The organism is Flavitalea flava (assembly GCF_054461575.1).
In genome coordinates this window covers 105,909-130,962 of sequence record NZ_JBTLQH010000005.1, presented here as the reverse complement: position 1 = coordinate 130,962, position 25,054 = coordinate 105,909, and the positions used below count along the sequence as shown (strand labels likewise).

Annotated in this window: 24 protein-coding genes; 17 read left to right on the top strand and 7 right to left on the bottom strand. The window is 46.8% G+C overall.

The window, feature by feature from the left end:
• The first annotated feature begins 220 nt into the window (after positions 1–220).
• The 4 genes from ACX0G9_RS07515 to ACX0G9_RS07500 all read left to right on the top strand — a co-directional run bounded on the left by ACX0G9_RS07515 (position 221) and on the right by ACX0G9_RS07500 (position 6,445).
• Positions 221–3,745: a vitamin B12-dependent ribonucleotide reductase gene (locus ACX0G9_RS07515; protein ID WP_459064256.1), complete on the top strand. Its 3,525-nt coding sequence runs from the start codon at positions 221–223 to the stop codon at positions 3,743–3,745.
• A gap of 511 nt (positions 3,746–4,256) precedes the next feature.
• On the top strand, positions 4,257–4,379 hold the full coding sequence (locus ACX0G9_RS07510; protein WP_459064255.1) for a hypothetical protein: 123 nt from the start codon (positions 4,257–4,259) through the stop codon (positions 4,377–4,379).
• A 186-nt stretch (positions 4,380–4,565) separates the two neighbouring features.
• On the top strand, positions 4,566–5,048 hold the full coding sequence (locus ACX0G9_RS07505; protein ID WP_459064254.1) for a YcxB family protein: 483 nt from the start codon (positions 4,566–4,568) through the stop codon (positions 5,046–5,048).
• Positions 5,049–5,329: 281 nt separating this feature from the next.
• The gene (locus ACX0G9_RS07500; RefSeq protein ID WP_459064253.1) at positions 5,330–6,445 is read left to right on the top strand and encodes a fatty acid desaturase family protein; all 1,116 of its coding nucleotides are present in this window, start codon (positions 5,330–5,332) and stop codon (positions 6,443–6,445) included.
• Between the two features lie 47 nt (positions 6,446–6,492).
• Here the strand turns inward: ACX0G9_RS07500 and gldB are convergent, their stop codons facing one another.
• Positions 6,493–7,536, bottom strand: a complete 1,044-nt coding sequence (gene gldB / locus ACX0G9_RS07495; RefSeq protein ID WP_459064252.1) for a gliding motility lipoprotein GldB — start codon at positions 7,534–7,536, stop codon at positions 6,493–6,495.
• A gap of 101 nt (positions 7,537–7,637) precedes the next feature.
• On the opposite strand from gldB, the gene ACX0G9_RS07490 reads away from it, so the two are divergent.
• Complete coding sequence (locus ACX0G9_RS07490) at positions 7,638–9,449, top strand: NAD+ synthase (RefSeq protein WP_459064251.1); 1,812 nt, start codon at positions 7,638–7,640, stop codon at positions 9,447–9,449.
• Between the two features lie 19 nt (positions 9,450–9,468).
• On the opposite strand, the gene ACX0G9_RS07485 is transcribed toward ACX0G9_RS07490, so the two are convergent.
• On the bottom strand, positions 9,469–9,963 hold the full coding sequence (locus ACX0G9_RS07485; protein ID WP_459064250.1) for a hypothetical protein: 495 nt from the start codon (positions 9,961–9,963) through the stop codon (positions 9,469–9,471).
• A 130-nt stretch (positions 9,964–10,093) separates the two neighbouring features.
• On the bottom strand, positions 10,094–10,528 hold the full coding sequence (locus ACX0G9_RS07480) for a hypothetical protein (RefSeq protein WP_459064249.1): 435 nt from the start codon (positions 10,526–10,528) through the stop codon (positions 10,094–10,096).
• A 151-nt stretch (positions 10,529–10,679) separates the two neighbouring features.
• On the opposite strand from ACX0G9_RS07480, the gene ACX0G9_RS07475 reads away from it, so the two are divergent.
• The 10 genes from ACX0G9_RS07475 to ACX0G9_RS07430 all read left to right on the top strand — a co-directional run bounded on the left by ACX0G9_RS07475 (position 10,680) and on the right by ACX0G9_RS07430 (position 20,290).
• A complete protein-coding gene (locus tag ACX0G9_RS07475; RefSeq protein ID WP_459064248.1) occupies positions 10,680–11,681 on the top strand; it encodes an AAA family ATPase in 1,002 nt (333 codons plus the stop codon).
• Complete coding sequence (locus tag ACX0G9_RS07470; protein WP_459064247.1) at positions 11,678–12,595, top strand: DUF58 domain-containing protein; 918 nt, start codon at positions 11,678–11,680, stop codon at positions 12,593–12,595. The genes ACX0G9_RS07475 and ACX0G9_RS07470 overlap by 4 nt, the downstream gene beginning before the upstream one ends.
• A gap of 4 nt (positions 12,596–12,599) precedes the next feature.
• Entirely contained in the window at positions 12,600–13,529 is a 930-nt protein-coding gene (locus ACX0G9_RS07465; protein ID WP_459064246.1) for a hypothetical protein, read from the top strand.
• Positions 13,530–14,534 (top strand): vWA domain-containing protein, encoded by a 1,005-nt coding sequence (locus tag ACX0G9_RS07460; RefSeq protein ID WP_459064245.1) that lies wholly within the window; start codon positions 13,530–13,532, stop codon positions 14,532–14,534.
• Positions 14,535–14,570: 36 nt separating this feature from the next.
• The gene (gene rsgA, locus ACX0G9_RS07455) at positions 14,571–15,500 is read left to right on the top strand and encodes a ribosome small subunit-dependent GTPase A (RefSeq protein ID WP_459064244.1); all 930 of its coding nucleotides are present in this window, start codon (positions 14,571–14,573) and stop codon (positions 15,498–15,500) included.
• Positions 15,501–15,572: 72 nt separating this feature from the next.
• Complete coding sequence (locus tag ACX0G9_RS07450) at positions 15,573–16,091, top strand: hypothetical protein (protein WP_459064243.1); 519 nt, start codon at positions 15,573–15,575, stop codon at positions 16,089–16,091.
• Between the two features lie 157 nt (positions 16,092–16,248).
• Positions 16,249–17,952 (top strand): circadian clock protein KaiC, encoded by a 1,704-nt coding sequence (kaiC, locus tag ACX0G9_RS07445; protein ID WP_459064242.1) that lies wholly within the window; start codon positions 16,249–16,251, stop codon positions 17,950–17,952.
• Between the two features lie 18 nt (positions 17,953–17,970).
• Complete coding sequence (locus tag ACX0G9_RS07440; RefSeq protein ID WP_459064241.1) at positions 17,971–18,261, top strand: circadian clock KaiB family protein; 291 nt, start codon at positions 17,971–17,973, stop codon at positions 18,259–18,261.
• Positions 18,262–18,286: 25 nt separating this feature from the next.
• Complete coding sequence (locus ACX0G9_RS07435; protein WP_459064240.1) at positions 18,287–18,625, top strand: circadian clock KaiB family protein; 339 nt, start codon at positions 18,287–18,289, stop codon at positions 18,623–18,625.
• Positions 18,626–18,634: 9 nt separating this feature from the next.
• Positions 18,635–20,290, top strand: coding sequence for a PAS domain-containing sensor histidine kinase (locus ACX0G9_RS07430; protein WP_459064239.1), 1,656 nt, complete (start codon positions 18,635–18,637; stop codon positions 20,288–20,290).
• Positions 20,291–20,320: 30 nt separating this feature from the next.
• Here the strand turns inward: ACX0G9_RS07430 and ACX0G9_RS07425 are convergent, their stop codons facing one another.
• Positions 20,321–21,472, bottom strand: a complete 1,152-nt coding sequence (locus tag ACX0G9_RS07425; RefSeq protein WP_459064238.1) for an AI-2E family transporter — start codon at positions 21,470–21,472, stop codon at positions 20,321–20,323.
• A 160-nt stretch (positions 21,473–21,632) separates the two neighbouring features.
• Here ACX0G9_RS07425 and ACX0G9_RS07420 point away from each other — a divergent pair, with 160 nt between their 5' ends.
• Positions 21,633–22,280 (top strand): porin family protein, encoded by a 648-nt coding sequence (locus ACX0G9_RS07420; RefSeq protein ID WP_459064237.1) that lies wholly within the window; start codon positions 21,633–21,635, stop codon positions 22,278–22,280.
• A 162-nt stretch (positions 22,281–22,442) separates the two neighbouring features.
• On the opposite strand, the gene ACX0G9_RS07415 is transcribed toward ACX0G9_RS07420, so the two are convergent.
• The 3 genes from ACX0G9_RS07415 to ACX0G9_RS07405 all read right to left on the bottom strand — a co-directional run bounded on the left by ACX0G9_RS07415 (position 22,443) and on the right by ACX0G9_RS07405 (position 23,723).
• Positions 22,443–22,778 carry a DUF3630 family protein gene (locus tag ACX0G9_RS07415; RefSeq protein WP_459064236.1) on the bottom strand — a complete coding sequence of 112 codons (336 nt, stop codon included), beginning with the start codon at positions 22,776–22,778 and terminating at the stop codon, positions 22,443–22,445.
• 69 nt (positions 22,779–22,847) lie between these two features.
• Positions 22,848–23,036 carry a hypothetical protein gene (locus ACX0G9_RS07410; RefSeq protein ID WP_459064235.1) on the bottom strand — a complete coding sequence of 63 codons (189 nt, stop codon included), beginning with the start codon at positions 23,034–23,036 and terminating at the stop codon, positions 22,848–22,850.
• A gap of 153 nt (positions 23,037–23,189) precedes the next feature.
• Positions 23,190–23,723 carry a gamma carbonic anhydrase family protein gene (locus tag ACX0G9_RS07405; RefSeq protein WP_459064234.1) on the bottom strand — a complete coding sequence of 178 codons (534 nt, stop codon included), beginning with the start codon at positions 23,721–23,723 and terminating at the stop codon, positions 23,190–23,192.
• Positions 23,724–23,782: 59 nt separating this feature from the next.
• Between ACX0G9_RS07405 and ACX0G9_RS07400 the strand changes: the two genes are divergently transcribed.
• Entirely contained in the window at positions 23,783–24,997 is a 1,215-nt protein-coding gene (locus ACX0G9_RS07400) for an aspartate aminotransferase family protein (RefSeq protein WP_459064233.1), read from the top strand.
• The last annotated feature ends 57 nt before the right edge of the window (positions 24,998–25,054 follow it).

Sequence of the window (25,054 nt, the reverse complement as noted above, 5' to 3'; positions counted from 1 at the left end):
TGTGATCAAATCTTTTTTAAACTGCAGGGATCTTTAAGCGGACCTTCCAACTGTGCAAAAATCGATTAACCCTTAACCGGTGTGACCTTCAAAAAACTGGCCCGGTTTTTTCCACAACATGTGCAAAAGATGGGAGTGGAAATATCAGAATCAAAAAATACTTTCGTTATCCCACCAACCGTCAAAATAAGTACATCAACTTTTAAACAGCGTTCACCGTATGGCAACTAAAAAGCAATCCCCGAAGGGCCTTTCCTTCGACCGCCGGTTCACCAGGGACGATATCAACGTCTTCGATCAATTTGCTTATGATTTCAGGACTTCGGTGATCCGAAATCCAAGCGGAGAAGTGGTGTTCGAAATGACGAATGTGGAAGTGCCCAGGCAGTGGAGCCAGATTGCAACGGATATTCTCGCTCAAAAATATTTTCGCAAGGCCGGGGTGCCCCAGCCAGACGGCTCTATGGGAAGAGAAGGATCGGTCAAACAGGTTGCGCACCGTATGGCCAATTGCTGGAAGGTCTGGGGTGAGCGCAACGGCTATTTCGCTACAGAAAAAGATGGACAGGTCTTTTACGAAGAACTGGTCTACAGTATACTGGATCAGGCCTGTGTGCCCAATTCCCCGCAATGGTTCAATACCGGTCTGCATGAAAGTTATGGGATCACCGGCAAACCGCAGGGCCATTATTTCGTAGATCCGGCTGACGGGGAACTAAAAAAATCCACTTCTGCCTACGAAAGACCGCAGCCCCATGCGTGCTTTATTCTAAGTGTGGACGACGATCTCGTCAATGACGGCGGCATCATGGATCTTTGGGTCCGCGAAGCCCGCATCTTTAAATACGGTTCCGGAGTAGGAACTAATTACTCTCATATCCGCGGTGAAGGAGAAAAACTGAGCGGAGGAGGTACTTCCAGTGGTCTGATGAGTTTCCTGAAGATAGGAGACCGTGCAGCAGGTGCGATCAAATCCGGGGGCACTACCCGCCGGGCAGCAAAAATGGTCTGCCTTGATCTCGATCATCCCGAGATCATGAATTTTATCAACTGGAAAGTGGAGGAAGAAAAAAAGGTCGGGGCTTTGATTGCTGCAGGTTATGCCAGCGATTACGAAGGTGAAGCCTATAAGACCGTTTCCGGACAAAATTCCAATAATTCCATCCGTATTTCAAACGATTTTTTTGAAAAGCTGGAAAAGGGCGAAGACTGGGAGCTAATCGCCCGCAGCGATAAAAAAGTTATGAAACGCATTCCTTCCAGAGAAGTCTGGAACCAGATTGCGTATGCAGCTTGGCGTTGTGCTGACCCGGGTACCCAATACGATACTACCATCAATGAATGGCATACGTGCCCGAATGGTGGCCGCATCCGGGCTTCCAACCCTTGCTCCGAATACATGTTTATCGACAACACGGCTTGCAATCTCGCCTCTGTTAACCTACGCCGGTTCTATGACGAAGGAACGAACAGTTTTGATGTGGAGGGATTCGCCTATTGCTCCCGTTTATGGACAACTGTTTTGGAGATCTCGGTGCTGATGGCGCAGTTCCCTTCCAAAGAAGTGGCAAGACTTTCCTATGACTACCGGACCCTTGGATTGGGTTATGCCAATTTAGGATCCATGCTGATGGTGATGGGAATTCCGTATGACAGTGAGGAAGCCCGCGGAATCGCCGGGGGCATTACCGCTATTATGACCGGAGTAGCCTATAAGACTTCCGCAGAACTGGCCGGAGTATTGGGTGCCTTTCCAAAATATGAGGAAAATAAGGAGCATATGTTGCGGGTGATGCGTAATCACCGTCTGGCAGCCTATGATGCCGATGAATATGAGGGCTTGCAGATCAAACCTCAGGGGATCAAGGCCAGATATTGCCCGGATTATCTCTTGAAAGCTGCGACCAAGGCCTGGGACGAAGCCGTGCAGCTAGGAGAGAAATTCGGTTACCGGAATGCACAGGCAACCGTTATCGCGCCTACCGGAACGATCGGATTGGTAATGGATTGTGATACGACTGGGGTAGAGCCGGATTTTGCGCTGGTAAAATTCAAAAAATTATCGGGTGGGGGATATTTTAAGATCATCAACCAATCCGTACCGGCCGCTCTTAAAAATCTTCACTATACCGAAAAGCAGATCGATACGATCGTAAAATATGCCGTAGGGTCAGGGACCTTTGCCGGAGCACCTGCCATCAATCATCAGACCTTGAGCGAAAAGGGTTTTATCGCGGCAGAAATCAAAAAGTTGGATGCCGCCGTAGGCTCGGCTTTCGAGATCGGATTCGTATTCAATGTATATTCACTCGGCGAAGAATGCCTGCAACGTCTGGGATTCAAACCGGCACAATACTATAATTTTGAATGGAGCTTGCTGGAAGCCCTGGGCTTCTCCGATGAGGAGATAGAAGCCGCCAATAATTATGTCTGCGGGACAATGACCGTCGAGGGTGCGCCTTTTCTGAAAGAAGAACACCTGGCGGTATTCGATTGCGCCAATAAAAACGGGAAGATAGGCCGGCGTTTCATCCATGCTCATGGTCATATCCGGATGATGGCAGCAACACAGCCTTTTATCAGCGGCGCTATTTCCAAAACCATCAATCTACCGAATGAAGCGGTAGTGGAAGAAATTGCCGATTCCTATATGCTCAGCTGGCAACTGGGATTAAAGGCCTGTGCCCTTTACCGCGATGGTTCCAAACTATCCCAACCCCTCAGTACCAAATCGGATAAGAAAAAGAAAGAAGGCGAAACCGACAAAGACGCGGTCGCGGCACCGGAAGCCTTGGGAGAACAACAATCTGCAGACAGTAGTTCCAATATCGTCGACATGGCCAAACTGACTGTGCAGGAATTGCTGGAAGAAGTCCAAAAGAGGGTACAGGCTTCACCGGATACCAAGCTAAAAAGGGCGTTGGCCACCATCGTGGAGCGCAGAACGCTTCCGGCCAAACGCAGGGGATTTACCCAAAAAGCCAAGATCAACGGCCAGGCTATCTTTTTACGCACAGGCGAATACAGCGATGGAACGGTAGGGGAGATCTTTATAGACATGGCAAAAGAAGGGGCGACCATGCGTAGCATGTCCAATTGTTTTGCGATCGCCATTTCCATTGGTCTGCAATATGGGGTGCCCCTGGAAGAATTCGTAGAGAAATTTGTATTTACCCGTTTCGAACCCTCGGGCATGGTTGACCATCCGAATATAAAGAGTACGACCTCGATCGTGGACTTTATCTTCCGGACACTGGCTTATGAATATCTTGGCCGGACGGATCTGGTCCATGTGCTGGACAAACCGGAGATCAATAATGCAGGAACCGATGACTGGGATGATATCCCAACTTCCCTGGAGTATGATAAAAATACCCCGGAATTAAGCGATGTGCGCATCGTTGCCAAAGCAGGTGGAGGACCAACCGCCGGCGGATCCCCTGCAGGTGGATCAGCAACCGGAGCCGGGCCAGGTTCTTCCGGAGGAGGCGTTTCAGGTAGTTCGGCAGGGCAAACTGGTCAATCCGGGCCTACCGGACAGCCGGGACAACCCGGACAGGCTTCCAAAAGCCCCAGGATGGCAGCGGCTAAGGGAGATAACAGTAACGGTCTTGAAGCGTTTAACAGGGCGGCAAAGACCATGCAGAGCGATGCTCCGGCCTGTAATACCTGCGGCCATATTACCATACGTAGCGGGACCTGTTATAAATGCCTGAATTGTGGCAATAGCATGGGATGTAGTTAGAAGGGGGAATCGGGAAACGAAAACAGTTACAAATATGAAATAACATAATTTATTCCCTTACGAACATATTTAGGGGAAAGAGTTTCGACGGTACATAATCAATAAACAATTTCATCCCCCCATTTCCATGGGGGGATCTTCTTTGGACCCGGGGCTTCCTTTTTTAAATATGTCGCCCCGGGTCCAAAGAATCAAATGCGTAGCGCCCAAAGGGCAAAGCCCTTTGGGAAATCCCATGGGAGAAAACCGTTGTTTTATAATGAATATGAGCCCTTGAAAACCCCCTTGATGAAGACTATTGCGTTTTTAACCTATTTCCTTAATTTCCTTAATGAGGATTAGGATTTCTGGCCTCGGGGTAGTCGACTACCCTTTCAGTTTGTCGACTACCCCCTCCGGTTGTCCCATTAGCCTGAAAGGAATAAAAGGTCGGTTATTTATTTCGGGGAATTGGCACTAAATTTCGTCTCTGTTTCGTTCTTTAAATCCGTAATAACCTAAATCGAAAAACATGACACGTATCCAGACCCTTCTAATTGCCGTTTCTCTTTTATGTTTATTTTCCTGCAGTCGTTCCGTCACCCCCGGCGAAGCAGCCAATCGCCATTATGGTCGTTGCAGGGATGTCCGGTAATCGGATGGGCCTATAAGAGTTTTAGTAACCTTTCCTGACTTTTAGTAATGAATTGGCTATTCCGAACATTTCGGAATAGCTTTTTTGCGTTTTGAACCCACCCCGGATACCCGCCTATATTTAAAAAATAGTCTCATTTCCCTTATTTTTACGCGCACAAACTACTTACCCTAATAATGCCCATGCATGATCACTATTCAATTCGGATACATTAAGAAGCAGGTGCTGGATGGATTACGCAGCCATTTTTTTAGCCGACCCGAAATAAAGACATTGGTTATTATCATCAATGTATTTGCTATCCTGTCGGCCACCCTTTTTTACCTAAAAAGGATCCAGGCGGTATCCTTCCTCCTTTTTTCCGTGCTTTGGTTCCTGCTTTGGATAGCCATCCGGAGGCTATTGCCCCTGAGCATCTACAAAAAATCCTCCACCTTCCAGGATCACTTTATCCTTACCTTCCAGGAAGACCAGGGAATCCTGCTGGAAACCCAAAAAGGACAGCAATTATGGCCCTGGGGAAAATTCAGCGCATTTAAAGAGACCTTATACTTCTTTCATGTGTATTTCGATGCCCGGTCCTTTTTTATGATCCCTAAGGACGCATTCAGCGGAATCACGGAGATCCAGGCTGCCCGTAAGCTACTGAAGGAAAAGATCAGGAAATAGCGGGACTTGTCTCCTGGGGTTGTAAAAAAACAGGAGACACCCTCGGGCCTCTGATTTGCCCGGGGCTATATGAATATAGCCCCTGTGGCGGCTCTAATGATTGGCCCTTCGGGCGGCGCATTAAGAAATCATTGTTTTTAACAGTTTTCTGCACTATTAATTTTCCCTTCTTGCCAAACTGATTTAACTTGCCGGGGTCGGCCACAATAAAAATTCCAGTAAAGGGTTTTATTAATCACTTAAATCAGTAGCTATTAACTCTCCCTTTAACCTGACCTCACATGACTAAATTAAGTTTCAATAATAAAAGCAGCTCCTTCTACACTAGCCTTAAAGCATCTGTAGATCAATACTTTACTACCCAAAAGATCAAAAAAACGGGTAATTGGAAATTATACACCAAGACCTGGGTGCTGATACCGGCATCCCTCATCATTTATACCACCTTGCTGGTCCTGTTCAGCCGATCGCAGGCCCCGTTCGGAACCGGTCTGATCCTTGGCGGTATAGGTCTTTGTGCTACCCTTGGCCTGATCCTGGCCAGTATCGGGTTTAATGTCATGCACGATGCATGTCATGGCAGTTACTCCACCAAAGGCTGGGTTAATGAATTCATGGGTCTTTCCCTGAATGCGCTGGGCGGAAATGCCTTCATCTGGAAATTCAAGCATAACATTATTCATCATACCTATACAAATGTGGATGGGATCGACGATGATATAGCCAAAAGCCCGATCATGCGCCAGTGTCCCAGTCAGAAATGGGTTCCCGCACATCGGTTCCAGCACATCTACGTAGTATTGGTATATGCAATTTCTTCCATCGCCTGGGTGGCGATGATGGACTTTAATAAATACTTCAAAGGAAAGATCGTTTCCACTCCTATGCAGAAAATGGATCTGAAGGAACATATTATTTTCTGGCTAAGCAAGGTTTTATATGCAGTTTTTTATATCCTGGTTCCCGCTTATTTTGTCGGATGGGGAACCTGGGCGGTAGGATATCTGAGTATGGCAGTAACCCTTGGCTTGGTTCTGGCCATCGTATTTCAACTGGCTCATGTCGTAGAACATGCCGAATTTGTGCATATTGAAGAAGATGAAACGATCAAACTGGATGAAGAATGGGCCATCCACCAGGTAAAAACTACGGCTAATTTTGCCCGCAGCAATAAATTGATCTCCTGGTATGTAGGGGGATTGAATTTTCAGGTTGAGCATCATTTATTTCCCCGCGTCAGCCATGTACATTATCCCGCGATCAGTAAGATCGTAAAAAGCACCTGCCAGGAATTTGGGATTCCCTACAATGAATTTCCAACGATGGCACGCGCCATCGCTTCCCATTTCAAAATGATGAGGGAACTGGGCAGAAGACCCCAGACTGCGAATTTATGATCATGCCTGGATTCTCTTAAAAGCTTGTCCTGGTCATACAGGCGGGTCTATCTCGGCTTATACTTACTTCCTTCGAATATTTCCCGGGCAGGCGTTCGCATTACTTCATCAGGTGTAATGCCCTCATGAACAGACGCATATTTTTTTATGATCTGCCAGCCGACCCAGGCGCCGATATTGCCGGGAGCATTATCAGGCATGCCCATAGTCTTTGGGCCTTCGCCTACAAAGTTCTTGATGATATCCGGTTCGATAGTGTAGAGATCGGTATTCTGCAGGAAAAAATTCCAGATAATCCCCTCATTGGAAGAGATCCAATCCAATTGTTTTTTGGTATATCCAGTCTTGATGCTATCGGGAGTTTCCGGCATCAGCCGATCGGTCAGCCACCAGTATTTGCCTTTTCCAATCATCTGTTCGATCAGGGGTTTGTTGTCGCTGTTGTCGGGGAAAAGGTCTTCGGCTAAGACCCGCATACAATTGGTGCTGATATAAGCCGGTTCAAAACGCCTGGAAAGATAAGGAGGATACATGTCCAGTCCTTTCCCTTCCAGATAAAAAGGAGAATGCCCTCCGCCGTAGGACTGAAGACCGATTGCCAGGGCATAAGGAGTGATGGCTACCCCTGGTCCATCGAAAGGACCGATAAAAGTCACGACTTTCTGCGGCAGGTTATAAGCAGGGAAATAATATTTCAGGTGCCGGAACCCTTCTCTTAATTCGTTTTCCAGCCAATCCAGGCGTTCATATTTTTTTTCCAGCGAATCCCTTACGGGCAGATAAGAAACCAGGAATTGCCGGGTAGCCCGGAAGGCCAATTGATTGCTGTCGGCAAGGGGACCCGCACCCAGTATATTGGCGACAAAATCATTGGTGAAATAGGGGAATTCTTTGTTCAGCTTTTGCAGTCCGGGAACGATATTGTTGGAATCCAGGGTGAAAAAAGCCTTATCGAAACGTTCGATATGCACCTCCTTTACCGCAACACCGGAAACATCGGGAGATTTTCCTTTATTGCCACATCCGGACAGTACGCAGGTGGTAATCAGGAGGAACGCGAACGGGGAAAGGCGGTAAAAAGGGTTCTTCATAAGCGAAATAACAGAGATTTGATCAGATTAACGGGAATAACCACGGATTAGTATATTATCCCTTTCATGGGCATGTTTCCCAATTCGCGTAAATTTGCCGTATGAAAATCGTAATGGCCCAGCAAAATTATCATGTAGGGAATTTTGAAGAAAATGTGGGGAAGATACTCGATGGCGTCCGCCGTGCAAAAGAGGTCGGCGCAGACCTGGTCGTGTTTTCTGAATTGTCCGTCTGTGGTTATCCCCCCCGTGATTTTTTGGAATTTGAGGACTTTATCGGACAGTGTTATGCCGCTATCGACCGAATCAGGGAAGTAGCCGATACGATAGGGGTGATCGTGGGTTCTCCTGCCCGAAACCCGGTTGGGGAAGGGAAGGACCTTTTCAACGCCGCCTGGCTTCTTTATGAGAAGGAAATAAAAGGGGTTGCCCATAAGACCTGTTTGCCAACTTATGATGTTTTTGATGAATACCGGTATTTCGAGCCGGGTTATAACTGGAAGGTGATTCCCTTTAAAGGCAAAAAAATAGCGCTTACCATCTGTGAGGATATCTGGAACCTGGGAGACAACCCTTTGTACAGATGGTGTCCGATGGACGAGTTGATAAGACAGCATCCCGATCTTATGATCAATATCTCCGCTTCTCCTTTCGATTACGATCATCAGGATGATCGTAAGGAAGTGGTGCGGCAAAATGTCCTGAAATATGGATTGCCGATGTATTATTGCAATGCGGTCGGATCCCAGACGGAGATCGTATTTGACGGCGGAAGCCTGGTATATGATGCAAAGGGGCAATTGGTAAAAGAAATGAATTATTTCGAAGAGGATTTCGCTCTGGTGGAATTGCCCGAGCCTGTACCTCCTTTATTCATGGAATTGGCTCCGGGGTTTTCCTTTGCCATAAAAGACGAATCAGTATCCGCGCCTGCAGGAGCTTCAACAACCGGTGCTTCAGCAGGAAAAAGGAGAGAGGAGGAGCTGCCAGGGAATCGCGGGTTTGACAAGGAAATGCGGGTGTCAAAATTGAATGATCCGGATAAAGTGATCGGGTACCTGACCGGGGAGGAGAATATCCGGCAGATCCATAAGGCCCTGGTCCTGGGAATCCGGGATTATTTTTCCAAGATGGGTTTTAAAAAGGCCATTTTAGGGAGTAGCGGTGGGATCGATAGCGCCGTCACCCTTGCGCTGGCCTGCGAGGCACTGGGAAAGGAAAATGTTCGGGCGATCCTTTTACCTTCTCCCTATTCTTCGGATCATTCCGTAAGTGATGCGGAACAATTATCCCGTAATCTTGGCAATCCTTACGATATCGTTCCGATCAGGAATATTTATGAATCATTTCTAAAGACGCTTGAACCCGTCTTCGATGGGATGGCCTTCGATCTGGCCGAGGAAAATCTCCAAAGCCGCTCCCGCGGCAATCTGTTAATGGCTATCGCCAATAAATTCGGCTATATCCTGCTGAATACTTCCAACAAAAGTGAGTTGTCTACAGGATACGGGACACTTTATGGGGATATGGCCGGAGGGCTTAGTGTATTGGGAGATCTGTATAAAGTACAGGTTTATGCCCTGGCAAAAGAAATTAACAGGAAATCAGTCATCATTCCGGAGAATATCCTGGTGAAAGCCCCTTCTGCCGAGCTAAGGCCCGATCAAAAGGACAGTGACAGTCTTCCGGAGTACGATATACTGGATAAGATCCTGTATCAATATATCGAAAGGAGGCAGGGTCCCAGGGAGATCATTGCCATGGGAATAGAGGAGGCTCTCGTGAAACGGGTACTGCGGATGGTCAATACCAATGAATACAAACGAAACCAGTTCTGCCCGATAATACGCGTCAGCGCCAAGGCATTCGGGGTCGGACGCCGAATGCCGATTGTCGGTAAATATCTTTCCTGAACCGGATCTTTCAGGAAACTCAATGTTTCAGCGAGATCAGGTATCTGACGTTAGCCCCGAGATAGGAAGTATCCTTATAAACGACAAATTTTGTGTCGGTAAGACTGATAATATTCACTCCCCCGGAAAGGAGAGGGTTGAACGTTGCTACCAAAGCTGTTTGATTATTGGTAAAATTCCAATGAAAGGGCAAGGTTTGAGGATCTGAAGATGAACATTTGAGTGAACCTTCATCCATAGTCCCGGAACTGTCCTTCTTAAATTGGTAACTATTATCTTTTGTACAGGTTTCGACCGTGGCATCCCCGAAATCCCCGGCGCTAATGATGCCGTCCTTATTGACATCGATACCGGAAGTATCATATTTCCAGGCAGTTTGGGTGATCAGGGTAACTTTTTCATCAGTGGTATTGTTATTACCGGAGCTGCTTTTGCTGCAGGAAACCCAAAGGGAAAGCAGGACAAAGGAAAATAAACAGGTAAAGGCCCAAGCCAGCTTGTTATTGATGTTCATATTCTTCTATTTAATAATTCAATCTGTACTAAGTAAACCGGGACCTATAACGGATATAATGAGGCCGGTAGTACCCAAACAGCTAAAACAGCAGAATATTGTACCGGAAAAGTTAAAAATATACCTTAAATCAATGTTTCAGAATAATGACATAGCGGGTACTTACGCCTCCAAGGCTTTGATCCGCGAAGATTTCCAGCCAGTCCCGGGTAAGAGATCGGACTTTAAAATACTGGTCCTGGAAATAGAACGTGCTGTCTTTGTTCTGAAAGGACCAGGAAAAAGGCAGGCTGTCCGGATCGGATAATTTGCACTTGACCGGCCCTTCCTCCAGCGAACCGGAGCCGTCGTTCCGAAAGGTGATCGTATTGTCTTTCTCGCAGCCGGCTATCCTGGGGTCCAGGGCATCGAATACTCCGTCTTCATTGGAATCGAATCCTGCTTTTTCATACTTCCAGGAAGCATGCGTAAGCAGTTCCAGATCGTGACCGGAACTGTTATTTTTGTCGCAACTTGCCCCAATAAGGCAAACGGAGAAGGGTATGATCATTCTTTTCAAAAACATACTGCACATTATGACCCATTGGAAGGAAGAAAACCGAAAGAGTTTAATGCAGGATAAAAAAAGACAAACGGGTTCAAAAAAATAATTTTCTGGTAAACTTGGCAGACAAGTTGCCTTTTGAATTCGTATTTTGCAACATAATATTAGAATTATGCTCTATACAGCTGAGGATATCAGGCAGTTAAATAATAAGATCCAATACCAGGGGGCTTTTATCGACCGGTTACGGGATGAAGTGGGCAGGGTGATCGTCGGACAGCATTATATGCTTGACCGCTTACTGATCGGATTGTTAAGTAACGGGCATGTCTTGCTGGAAGGGGTACCTGGTTTGGCAAAGACCCTGGCTATCAAATCCCTTTCCCAGGCGATCCATGCCAAATTCAGCAGGATACAATTCACCCCGGACCTTTTACCGGCGGACGTTATCGGGACCATGATCTACAATCAGCAGAAACATGAATTCATAGTACGGAAGGGGCCGATCTTTGCCAATTTTGTATTGGCCGATGAGATCAACCGTGCTCCCGCCAAAGTTCAAAGTGCCTTGCTGGAGGCGATGCAGGAAAGACAGGTCACGATCGGTGATACCAGTTACAAACTGGAAGAACCCTTCCTGGTTCTGGCGACCCAGAATCCGCTGGAGCAGGAAGGAACCTATCCTCTCCCTGAAGCACAACAGGATCGATTCATCATGAAGGTGATCGTGGATTATCCCACCAAACAGGAAGAACAATTGATCATACGGCAAAATGTCCAGAGCTTGCAGGCTCCCCAGGTGGAGCAGGTGGTGTCCATGCAGGAGATCAAAGAGGCCAGGGATCTTTCCAGGCAGATCTATATGGATGAAAAGGTGGAGCATTATATCCTGGACATCGTATTTGCCACCCGGACCCCGGAAAAATATAAACTGGAAAAGCTGAAACCGCTGATCGCCTACGGAGGCAGCCCAAGGGCCAGTATCAATCTGGCACTTGCCGCAAAAGCCAATGCCTTTCTCAACAAGCGGGGTTATGTGATACCGGAGGATGTGCGGACTATCTCAAAAGATGTACTGCGTCATCGTCTGGGTCTCACTTACGAGGCCGAGGCGGAGAACGTCAATGTAGAGCAGGTGATCGATGAAGTATTAAAAGCCATTCCGACGCCATGATCCTCACCACCGCCGAAATATTAAAAAAAGTACGTGAGCTTGAAATAAAAAGCAAACGGCTTACCCGTCATTTATTTACCGGAGAATATCATAGCGCCTTCAAGGGACGGGGAATGAGTTTCCGGGAAGTGAGGGAATATGCTGCGGGAGATGATATCCGTTTTATCGACTGGAATGTTTCGGCAAGATTCAATACTCCCTTCAGTAAGCTCTTCGAGGAAGAAAGGGAATTAACGGTGATGCTCCTGGTGGATGTGAGCGCCAGTTCCCTGTTCGGGACCGTGCATACCCGGAAAAAAGACCTGATCACGGAGATCTGTGCAGTCCTGGCCTTTTCTGCCATAAATAATAACGATAAAGTGGGGATGATCCTTTTCAGCGATAAGATCGAAAGTTATATACCACCTAAGAAAGGAAGGGATCATGTGTTGTACATTGTGCGCCAGTTACTCACCTCGGAGCCCAAACGGAAAGGGACCAGCCTGAACGAAGCCATCCGTTTTCTTAACCGTTCAACCCGTCAGAAAAGCATTGTTTTTTTGCTCAGTGACTTTGTAGACGGGCCTGGAACAGAAGGAAAATCTGCGGGTGTCGGCGAGAAATTTGAGGATGCGCTGAAAGTTGCCGGGAAAAAACACGACATGATCGGCATTAAAATTTATGATAAAATGGATATGGAATTGCCGGCCATCGGATTGATAGAAGCCGAGGACTCGGAGACGGGAGCCCGCAGCTGGGTGGACACCAATGACTACCTGGTCCGTTCGAATTACCAACAGCATTTCTTAACCCAGACGGAGCAATGCAAGGGCATTTTTCATAAGGCCGGTTCCGATCTCCTTCACCTGCGTACGGATGAGGACTACGTTAAAATATTGCAGCGATTTTTCATCGCGCGCCACAGGCCCGGATAGTTTCATGAACATACGAATAGTACATATTATTACCTGCATCTTTGGTTTCCTGTTTCTGACAGGAATCGTTGCTTCAGCGCAGAATAAACCGGCGGAGCCTCATTTGTCGGTAAAGGCCATCGTGGATAAACAACAGATCCTCATCGGACAGCCGATCCAATTAATGCTGGAGGTAACAGTCCCTCCGGATGCCTCTCCGGTTTGGCCTTCACTGGATTCGCTCCCTCATTTTGAGTGGGTGGAAAAAGGAGGAGTGGATTCGGTCTTTCATCCGGACGAACATCTGTTTCGTCAGCATCTGATCGTCACCAGTTTTGACTCAGGGGCCTGGGCCATTCCCCGGCTACCCTTTACCGTAAGGAGTAAAACCTATTTCAGTGATTCGGTAAGAATTGAGGTCGGGTATACGAAAATCGATCCGAACCAGGATTATCACGACATTAAAGATATTATCGATATTCCGAATCCGTTTGCGAAATGGATCGGCTGGATCCTGGCCTTGGTAACGCTTTGCTCGCTGGCGCTGGTGGTATGGCTGGTTCGGAAAAAGAAAAAGGAAAATGACGCTGTCCAGGTCGCCGCGCCGCTTTTGTCACCCTACGAAGAAGCCATAAAAGGTTTGGAGGAACTGGAAACACAAAAGTTGTCTGAGAATGGGAAGGTGAAAATATATTATACCCGTCTGAATGATATACTCCGCCTTTTTGTATTACGCAAACTGGGGATTGCCAGCCTGGTGGAGACGAACGAAGAATTGATCGGACAACTCCGGAAATTGCCGATCACCACCGAACAGTTTACCGGGCTGGCGGAGACTCTTCGTATGAGTGATTTTGTGAAATTTGCGAAATATCAGCCGGGAATAGCCGATAATGAACATAATTGGAGGGTGATCCGTTCCTCCGTTGAACTATTAAACACCATAGAGAAATAAGTGCTGTACGATTGGTATCAACATATCTATTTCCGCCATCCGGCATTTTTCGGGCTTTTTGCCCTGGTGCCTTTCCTTATCTATTGGGAGCTGCGAAAATCCGGCAATAGGCAGGGAACCTTGCTGATGTCCACCATCCGCCCTTTTGCGGGCCTCCGTTCCTGGAAGAACATGCTGCGGCCCGTTCCTTTTATCCTTCGTATGCTGTCCGTCTGCTGCCTTATCCTGGCACTCGCGAGGCCTCAGACCCGTAATGATGAGCAACAGGTCAACGGTGAAGGTATAGATATCGTTTTGTGTCTTGATATCAGCGGTAGTATGCTGGCGCAGGATTTTACCCCGAACCGTATGGAAGCGGCCAAGAATGTGGCAGGTGAATTCATCGATAACCGACCGACCGACCGTATCGGTCTGGTCATATTTTCCGGGGAGAGTTTTACCATGTGTCCGCTTACGACTGACCGTATCGTATTAAAAACCCAGCTGGCCAATGTGCAAAGCGGTCTTCTGGAAGATGGTACGGCCATTGGGTCGGGTCTGGCTACCGGGGTAGACCGTCTGCGTTCGTCACCTTCGAAGAGCAAGGTCATCATCCTGTTAACGGATGGGGAGAACAATGGCGGATTGATCGATCCGAATACAGCCAAAGAGATTGCCAAATCTGTCGGCGTGCGTGTCTATACGGTCGGTATGGGAACAGAAGGATATGCGCCGGTTCCGGTACAAACTCCGGGAGGAGTGGTGATGCAAAGGGAAAAAGTGAATATCGATGAGAAACTGCTGACCCAGATCGCGAAGGAAACCGGAGGGACCTACTACCGGGCCACGGATAATGAAAGCCTGAAAAACATATATGCGGAGATCGACCGGTTGGAGCGATCGAAGATCGAGGTGACGGCCATACGACGATACGAGGAGGAGTTTTTTCCATTTGCGCTGGCGGCGGCCATACTGCTTTTGCTGGACCTGGTATTGCGATGGACCTTATTGAGGAAATTTCCATAGCACTTAATGAAGTATCCTTAGCACTTAATAATGAGCATGACGGGAACGATATACAAATCCACGGGTAGCTGGTACGTGGTTAAAACCAAGGCGGGGGAAATCTGGAATGCCCGGCTTAAGGGAATCTTTAAGCTCGATGGGATCACGTCAACAAATCCGGTTGCCGTAGGCGATATCGTGGAAATGGAGATCGAAAATGAGGAGAGTAAGACGGCTACCATTACAGAAATTTATGAGCGGAGGAATTATATCAACCGGCAATCACCTGCCCACCGGTTACATCATCATATTGTCGCCGCTAATATCGATCAGTCCCTTCTCCTGGTTACGTTAAAAGATCCCCGGACTTCGGAGGGATTTATCGATCGATGGCTGGTCACCTGTGAAGCCTATCATGTACCGGCGGTTCTCCTGTTTAATAAAGCAGACATTTACCGGGCCAAAGAAGAAAGCCGGTTCGGCCTGTGGAAGGAGATGTATGAAGCGGTCGGATACCAGGTTATCCGGATGAGTGTGGAGACCGGTGAAGGTGTAGGACAGGTGAAAGAAATGCTGCAGGGAAAAGTGAGTTTGCTCAGCGGGCACTCCGGGGTTGGTAAATCCTCTTTTTTGAATGCCATCTTTCCTTCGCTGCAACGAAAAACGCAGGACGTCAGCGGGTGGAGCGGCAAGGGGATCCATACGACTACCTTCGCGGAAATGTTCGATCTCCCCACTCCGGGAGGACAGATTATAGATACTCCGGGTATGCGGGAGTTTGGGCTGGTAGATATCTCCCGTCCTGAATTATCCGGCTATTTTCCGGAGATGCGTGCGCTGGCCGGTCAGTGCCAGTTCAATAACTGTCTGCATATGGAAGAACCCGGTTGTGTGGTCAAAGAGGCGGTCAGCCAGGAAAAGATCGCCATGGACCGCTATGTAAGTTACTGTACGATTCTCGACTCCATTGGTGGCAAACAATATTGACTACAACCTTTTAAAGGCATTGCAATTACCCTTTCCCGTCATTTCGTGCTTTGGATAACATTTTAACATTTTATGCCGGACCAGACCGGGGAAATTGGCATACAATTCGTTAATACCACCCCTAAAGGGGAATGTGTAATGGATTTTACTAAAAAAAAGAGGATGATAGATGGGTTGATCCGGCTAGCTTTATTGCTGGGTATTGTATATTTCGGTTTTGTATTTCCTGATTCATTTTCGGATCATAACAAGATGGTCCATTTTGCCGCCCATGTGGGCATGAGTTTCCTGGTAGCTTCCTTCATGTATGTAGTCTGTAACCTCAAACTCCGGATCAGTAAAAAGAATTCCTATATTTTATTAGTAATCGTCACCCTTTTCATCGGGGCCGTCTATAAATATTTTGAGATCGCCGGACAGGGTCTCCTGCATACGTATAGCCTGACAACCTTACTGGAACTTACAGGTGTGTATACCTCCATGTCACAGAATACGGCAGGCATCCTGGCCGCCATCCTCCTGATTCAGTATTTTATCGAATATCAGCAATTGCTGTATTCGAAGTGGTTGAAAAGAAATCAGTCCTTTTAATACCTGCTTTTCCGGGTCAATATTTCCTACTCTATAAGAGGTCATTTTGCGGAAAAATTTCCACAATTATGTTTGGATTTCGATTGGTTTAAAATTTGCGAGATTGGTTTACGCAGATATACTGAACCCTGAATCGTTAACACAACATCATTGAAAAATGACAACAACATTACCCAAAACAGCTACCGGAATTTCCGGACTCGATGAGATAACCGGAGGAGGGCTTCCTGCCGGACGCCCTACCCTGGTCTGCGGAGAAGCAGGCAGCGGAAAGACCTTACTGTCGCTTGAATTTATCGTAAGAGGAGCGACGCTGTTCGATGAGCCCGGTGTTTTCATGGCCTTTGAAGAAAAAATGGAAGAACTGACCATGAACGTGGCTTCTATGGGCTTCGATCTGGAGAAATTACAGGACGATAAATTATTAAAGGTCGATCATGTTTATATCGAACGAAGTGAGATAGAAGAAACCGGGGAATATGATCTGGACGGCCTGTTTATCCGCCTGGGTCATGCTATTGACAGTATCGGGGCCAAACGCGTAGTATTAGACACGATCGAAACCCTTTTTGCAGGGCTTAACAATGAAAGTATACTCAGGTCTGAATTAAGAAGGCTTTTTCTCTGGCTGAAAGAAAAAAATGTTACGGCGATCATTACGGCCGAAAGGGGGGAGGGTTCATTGACCAGGCAAGGCCTTGAAGAATATGTTTCGGATTGTGTTATCCTGCTTGACCACCGCGTGAACAACCAGATCTCGACCAGGCGTCTGCGGGTGGTAAAATACAGGGGATCGATGCATGGCACCAATGAATATCCTTTTTTGATCGACGGGGATGGATTTTCCGTATTGCCTGTTACAGCACTGAAATTGGGGAATACGGTATCTTCCAAACGGAAATCGTCGGGTATTCCGGAATTGGATGGAATGTTGGGCGGGAAAGGATACTATGAAGGCAGCAGCATATTGATTTCCGGAACGGCGGGAACCGGTAAAACGAACATCGCTGCCTGTTTTGCCCACGAAGCCTGTCTGAACAACGAAAAATGTATTTTTTTCGCTTTCGAGGAATCTCCCAGCCAGATCATTCGTAATGTCCGCTCCATCGGCATAGATCTGGCAAAGGATGTGGACAATGGTTTGCTGAGGATCTATTCCTCCAGGCCCACCCTTTATGGATTGGAGATGCATCTGGTATCCATTTATAAAGAAGTAAAGAAATTCAAACCCAGAATAGTTATTCTGGATCCCATCACCAATCTTACCACCGTCGGTCAAATGAGCGAGGTAAAATCTATGCTTATGCGCCTGATCGACCTTTTCCAGGAAGAGCAGATCACCGTTTTGTTCACGGCATTGACGCTCAATAACACCGTGAATGAACAGGCGGATGAAGGAATATCTTCCCTGGTGGATACCTGGATAATGGTAAGGGATATGGAATGGAACGGGGAACGCAACAGGGGGTTGTATATCATGAAATCCAGGGGTATGAAACATTCCAACCAGGTAAGGGAATTTATGATAACCAATGCGGGTCTGACCCTTATGGACGTATACCTGGGGCCTGAAGGCGTATTGACGGGATCTGCACGGGAGGCTCAGAAATTGCAGGAGGAAACAGGAAAGGCTTTGCAGCACCAGGCGGTCGATCGTAAAGACAGAGAAATAGAACGCAAGCGTCAGATGCTGGAGAGCAAGATTTCAGGTTTGAAAGTGGAATTTGAATCCATGCAGGAGGAATTAAATAAAACCTACCAGGATGAAGAATTAAAAAGGGACATCATAGATAAGGCTAGGAATAAAATAACCGCATTCCGGAGAAACGTTGATCCGGATGACCGGAAATTAAATAAGTAAAGAAAAAGCGGGGGATTTATGGAAACGACTGAAGAAACCTGGGAATTGCGTTTATATGTTGCCGGCAAAACTGCCAGGTCGGTAACGGCATTACAGAATCTTAAAAAATATTGTGCAACGCATCTGGAAGGTAAATACCGCATCGAAATCGTTGATCTGCTGGTCCATCCCCAATTGGCAGAAGGAGACCAGATCCTGGCTATTCCCACCCTGGTGAGAAAAATGCCGGAGCCTATACGAAAGATAATAGGCGATCTGTCAAACGAAGAGAAAGTACTGGTAGGACTAAATATTCGCCCGGTAAATTAATTGGAAACCTGTAAACTAATTGGAAATGGAATTTGCTCAGAATGCCACTAAAGATTTATTTCCCGGAGATGCGGATGGACAACAACCTGTCAGGTGGGTTCTGCGGCTTTTTGTAACAGGTGCTTCTCCTAACTCGGTAAGGGCAATAAATAACCTGACGCGGATCTGTGAGTCCCATTTAAAAGGACAATATGAACTGGAGATCATCGATGTCTATCAGGAAAAATCAGCTGCGCAGACCGAGCAGGTCATTGCCTTGCCCCTGCTGATAAAAAAATCTCCCAATCCGCAAAAAAGGCTTATTGGCGATATGTCGGATATTCCCAAGGTATTGAAGGGACTTGGTTTAACCAATCGTGCATAACCAATGGAAATGCAAAAGAAAGCAACATATGATCAGCTGATCGGGGAAATCAACAGGTTGAAGCATGAACTGGAAGAAGCGAATGATACCCTTGACGCCATTCGTAACGGACAGGTGGATGCATTAATCGTACAAGGCAGCGCTGGCCCACAGATCTATTCGCTGAAAAATGCAGATCACACTTACCGTGTTTTCATCGAGACGATGAATGAAGGAGCTTTGACGCTTAATGCTGAAGGGATCATTCTCTACAGCAATTCCCGCTTTTCAGAAATAACGGGAATTTCGCTTGGCAAACTGATCGGTCTGCCTTTTTATATTTTCATTTCTCCGGAACAACAGGGCATATGGAGAGATTTATTCCGGAATGGATGGCGGGCAGAGAGCAAGGGTGAATTATTCATTATGGATAGGAACAAAATACCGGTTCCCCATTTACTGTCCATGAAGACCCTTGAATTGGATGAAGGAATTTGTCTGAGTGTCATCCTTACCGATCTGAGTTTACAGAAGGAGACCCAGCGTCAATTAAAACAAAATAATGAAGAATTGGAGCAGGCGCACCTGATCATGGCCGGTTTAAATGATGATTTGGAGGAGAAAGTCAGGCTGCGTACAAAGGACTTGCTGATGAGCCGCGAGTATTTCAAATTTTTAGCCGATAATATTCCGGTTCTGGTCTGGACGGCCGAGCCTGATGGAGGTCTGAATTATTTTAACAAGCGCTGGCAGGAATTTGCAGGTTTGGAACCACAGGAGTCGAAAGGAATGGAATGGTTGCAATATCTGCATCCGGATGATCTTCCTACGTTTTCAGAGGCTTGGGCCAAAGCGGTCAAGGCGGGTGAGCGGGTTGAAATGGAATACCGGATAAGAAGGGTGACAGACGGGAAATACCGTTGGCACATGGGATATGCCCAACCCTTGAAAGATCAGGACGGCAGGATAGCAGCCTGGTTCGGTACGAATATAGATATCGAGGATCAGAAAAAGGCGGTAGAGAAAAAAGACGAATTTATCGGCATCGCCAGTCATGAGTTGAGGACCCCGCTTACCAGCTTAAAGGCTTATATACAATTGATCGCGGTTGAAAAGGATGGTTTGCCCCCTGAAGTCAATCAATATGTAAGGAAGGCCAATGAATCGATCGGCAAACTGCAGAACCTGATCCGGGATCTGCTGGACGTGAGTAAGATCCATTCCGGAAAACTTGAATTCAGCAAAGGTCCTGTTCAACTTACTGAGCTGATCTGTGACTGTATGGAGAATGCAAGGTATATGAACCCTGCTTATAAGATCATCTTTTATGAAAAAGAGGATCTTATCGTGAATGGCAATAGTGAAAGACTGGAACAGGTCATCATGAACCTGCTGAATAATGCAGTAAAATATTCCCCTCATCACCCGGAGGTCCGTCTTGGAGTCAAAAAAGAAGGAAATGCAGCCCGCGTATCGGTTCGTGATTTTGGAATCGGTCTTTCCGAAGAGAATACAAGCCGGATATTCGAACGGTTTTACCGGGTAGATCATAATTTTGTGGCTGGAGGACTCGGAATGGGGCTTTATATCTCTTCTGAGATCATCAAGGCACACCATGGGTACATGGGTGTGAAAAGCAGGATTGGTGAAGGATCTACTTTTTATTTCGATCTGCCCTTAGGTTGATCTTTACATAGGTTGATCTTTAGGCTTCTCTCAAACTTTGATTTGATCTTCGCCGGAAGGATCTTTTGGAAGGGGAGGATCCTCTTTAATTTCTTCTTTTAAGGACTCCGGGTTTTTCTCATCTCTTTCATCCCCCAAAAGCATCCCCCAGGCCTTAAGGCTTTCTATCCTGTCAAAAACGATCTTGGTAATGGCAATGATGGGAATAGCCAGGAACATGCCGATAATACCCCAGATGCTTTCACCGATAATTACCGCCAGGATCGTGATGAGCGCATTGATACGGAGCCTGGATCCAACGATAAGGGGTAACAATACATTTGCGTCTACCAGGTGAATCCCCAGGATGGCAGCAATAACCAGCAGCACTTTTCCCGCAGCGGCTGCAGTGGCGAACGTGATCAGGGTGGAGAGCAGTAAGGCCGTTATAATCCCTATATAGGGGATGATATTAAAAAGACCGGTGAGGATGCCCAGCAGAATGGCATACTTGACACCCAGCAGCCATAAAGCCAGACAGGTTGCTGACGCTACAATAACCATTTCCAGCAGGAGACCCAAAATATAACTACGGATACTGGACTGTACCCTGGCGAGAATATCATAAACCGTAAGAGAGTTCTCTTCTTTAAAGACGGCCACCAGGAAGCGGGTGATCAGGCGCCGGTAGTACAACAGGAAAAAACTAAAAAACATCGTAAAAACGATAAAAATAATAGCGGAAGACAACGAAAGTACCGCGCTTCCGATTACCGAAGGGCCGGTAGTGAGGATGCGGCTGGTCGCACCGCCAAGGTAATCCATCTGTTGTTTGATGCGTACATGGAATTTGGCGGAGATCCAATGTTGCAATTCGTTCAGGGAGGAGGAGACCTGTTCTTTGAATAGCGGCCAGTCTTCCGAAAGCGTACTGATCTGGGAGCCTACCAGGTAGATCAGACCCAGCACCAAAAGCACAAGCAGGATCACAGACAGGGCAGATGCTGCGCTGCGATAAAACCCGAGCTTATTTTCCATGAAATTAGCCAGGGGCAAAAGTAACATGGCAAAAAGCAGGGCAAAGACAAGAGGTGCCAGTATTGTTTTACCCAAAATAGCAATATAGAACAGGGCAATAAGGCTGACAAGTATGGCCGCAAGCCTGAATAGAAAAGAAGAGGAAGGCACTTTTGAATAGTCCATGAACAATATATTTTAATGCGTACAATAATTTTTATTAATAAGCGGCAAAATACGGGATAAGATGGAGAAAAATCGCCCCACTATACCGGTTATTTCAGCCTGAAATCTGTATAAAAAACCGGTATACTATTTGAATAAAGTAATATAAACTATTCATACCATGAAACCAGCAAATTACAGACAATTGAAAACAAACCGGCTTAGTATACGTAAATCTATACTGCCTGTTGTATTAGTCCTGATAGCAACGTTTGGATCCGGCAAGCTAAAAGCCCAGCAATTTTCGTTAGGATTAAAAGCAGGGGCTAATTTCAGCAATTTTACCGGGGGAGATTTTCAACAGGCGAAAAAGTCAACCCTGGTAGGATTTATGGGTGGTGCCTATGTGGGGTTCCAGTTCGGGGATCATCTTTCCTTACAGCCAGAGGTCTTGTTTTCCACACAAGGTGCAAAGTTTGAAAATACCGGAGTGGGAAAACAGGATTACAAACTATCCTACATTAACGTACCGGTAATGGTCAAATACCGTTTTACCGGTGGGTTTTATTTGGAAATCGGTCCACAGGTGGGCTTTAAGGTCAGCGAGAGCACACCGGATAATACCATCAGCCATTTTGCCAAGGATCTTGATCTTTCCGCAGCGGGTGGTATTGGTTACCAGAGCCCGATCGGACTGGGTATCGGTGCACGATATACGGCGGGGCTTACCAAGGTGGGGGATTTCGATGCAAGTACCGCCAGCCCGAATTTTAAAAATGGAGTAGCCCAGGTATTCGTTTTTTATAATATTTTCAACAATAAAAAATAAGAGCGGGCAAAACTGACTTTATCAAAAAAAACGTTCTGCGCAGGGTTAACAAACTGGCAAAAAGCCATGCTAACTCAGCATAGAACGGTTTTTTATTTATTGTGGCAAACAATACTTAGACAGAATGTCCCATAACGCTGGTAAAGACTGCTCCAAAAAAAATCAGGACATATATCGTTTGGCAGTATTTATCAGTAGTTTGCTTTCCAGGAATTTGGCAACTTCTACAACGGCATCATTATCTTTCCTGGGCGCTTCGCGGAATTTGCGGGGGTAGATCGAGATACCTGTATAAATATTATAATGCAGGGTAAGGATGTGCCCTTTGTAATGAAAATCCCACATCAGGGAATCGAAATCATCTGTCTTTTGTGTGAATTTAATATCCAGGTCATCGGAAAGGATATTAGCCACTTCGTAAAAACGTTTAAGGCCGCAATCTTCGTCAATGACAGCTTCGGTGCACCCGAAATCGGTGCGTAATGTTAAGGGACTCATCGGGTTTAGGGTTTAGTTTTATATTAGGGTAAATGATCACTCTTGGTTGGGATTATAAGTTATGCTTGATTATGCTTTGAATTTTGCTGCCTTGGGAACCTTCTCACCACTTAATATTCGTTCGGCGCCCACATTTCTGCCATCAGATGGGCATCCGTATTTCGGTCCGAAAAGATTATGAACTACACCGCAGGAACTTGTGCTGCCGAGGAGGATGGCCAGAATAGCCGTATATAATATTGTTTTGCCTGTCTTCATGGGTTTTTGAGGGTATTAGCTTTTATCTATGCTAAACGTACAAAAACAATCCTGAATTTGCAAGCCGGTACCCCGGAAATCCTGCCCGGTATTTTCAGGAAAAGGATTTCAGGGGTATAAAACATTCATCTTTATTGCTTTCCGAAGGTCCTGTTATTTTCCAATGGCGTTGGAATCCTTGAACCAACCTGCATAAGTTGTATAGTTATGTGCGATCCGGTCGATCTGGCCGGTAATAAGATCTACGGGAATATCCTTTATTTTCCGTGCGGGAATACCGCCATAGATCGTGCCTGCTTCTATTTTGGTGCCTTCCAGGACCACGGCTCCGGCAGCGATGATGGAATTGCTCCCGATTTCGGCATTGTCCATGATAATGGCGCCCATGCCTACCAGGACTTTGTCACAAATCGTACATCCATGTACGATAGCATTATGTCCGATGGATACATTGTTGCCGATGGTCGTCTTCGTTTTCTGGTAAGTGCAATGGATAACGACGCCGTCCTGAATATTCACCTTGTCGCCGATCCGGATGCTATTGACGTCGCCGCGTACGACGGCATTGAACCAAACACTGCAATTATCTCCCATTACCACATCGCCCACAATGGTGGCATTGGGAGCTACAAAACAATCTTTGCCAAATTGGGGAGAAACGCCTTCTACGGGGAGAATGGTAGCCATGGTAAGTCTTTTTAGTTTAGACAAATATCATAAATAAAAGTTTACGACCTTTGCTATTAATGAGTTTTAATCACAATACAAAAAATGCCGCGGGAGGAATGGATGTCCGCAGGCTTTTTCTCCGGCATTTAGCCCAAACCTCCCCAGATCCTCTCGCCATTGAAATTGCCAGAGCTGAAGGAATCTATTTATACGACCCTTCCGGCAAGGAGTATATAGACCTGATCGGAGGCATAAGTGTGTGTAATACCGGGCATCGTCATCCACGGGTGGTACAGGCGATCAGGGATCAGGCTGACAAATACCTGCATGTGCTTGTATACGGGGAACTTATTCAGTCGCCCCAGGTGAACTATGCCACGTTGCTGGCAGAAAACCTCCCGGCTTCCCTGAACAGCATATATTTTACGAATTCAGGTGCCGAGGCAACAGAGGGTGCCATGAAACTGGCTAAAAGAGTAACGGGGCGCACGGAGATCGTTGCGTTCAACCAATCCTATCATGGATCGACACAGGGCGCATTGAGCGTTATGGGGGATGAATACTGGCGGAATGCTTACCGGCCTTTACTTCCGGGAGTGAAACATGTAGAATTTAATTCAATGGCTGCCCTGGAGGCCATTACGGAACGGACGGCTTGTGTAATTGCCGAGACGTTACAGGCCGAACGTGGTGTTTATGTACCTGACGCAGGCTGGCTGCAGGCTTTAAAACAACAGTGTGAAGACAAGGGAGCCCTGCTTATCCTCGATGAGATCCAGGCCGGATTTGGAAGGACCGGCACATTATGGGGGTTCCTGCAATACGGGGTGGTTCCGGATATATTATTATTGGGTAAAGCCCTGGGCGGTGGAATGCCATTAGGCGCGTTTATTGCAGACAGGGAAATGATGTGGGCACTGACCGGCGACCCTGTCCTTGGTCATATAACGACGTTTGGGGGTCATCCTGTTTGTTGTGCGGCAGGGCTGGCATCCCTGGAGGTGCTGCTGGAAGAAGACTGGATCGGTCAGGTGGCCCGTAAGGAGGCTCTTTTTCGCCAAAAGCTGGTGCATCCGGAGATACGTGCCGTTCGAAGCAGCGGATTATTGATGGCCGTAGCCTTCGATAGTTTTGAAAAGAATAAACAGGTGATCGATGCCTGTATCCAAAAAGGATTATTGACCGATTGGTATTTGTTTGCGCCGGAATGTATGCGGATCGCTCCGCCCCTGCTTATTACAGAAGAACAGATCGAAAAAGCCTGTTCGGTTATCCTGTCCTGCCTGGGGTAAACTAACGGAGGACAACCTCCGTGAAAATTTTTCTTTCTCCGGACCAATTAAAAGTAA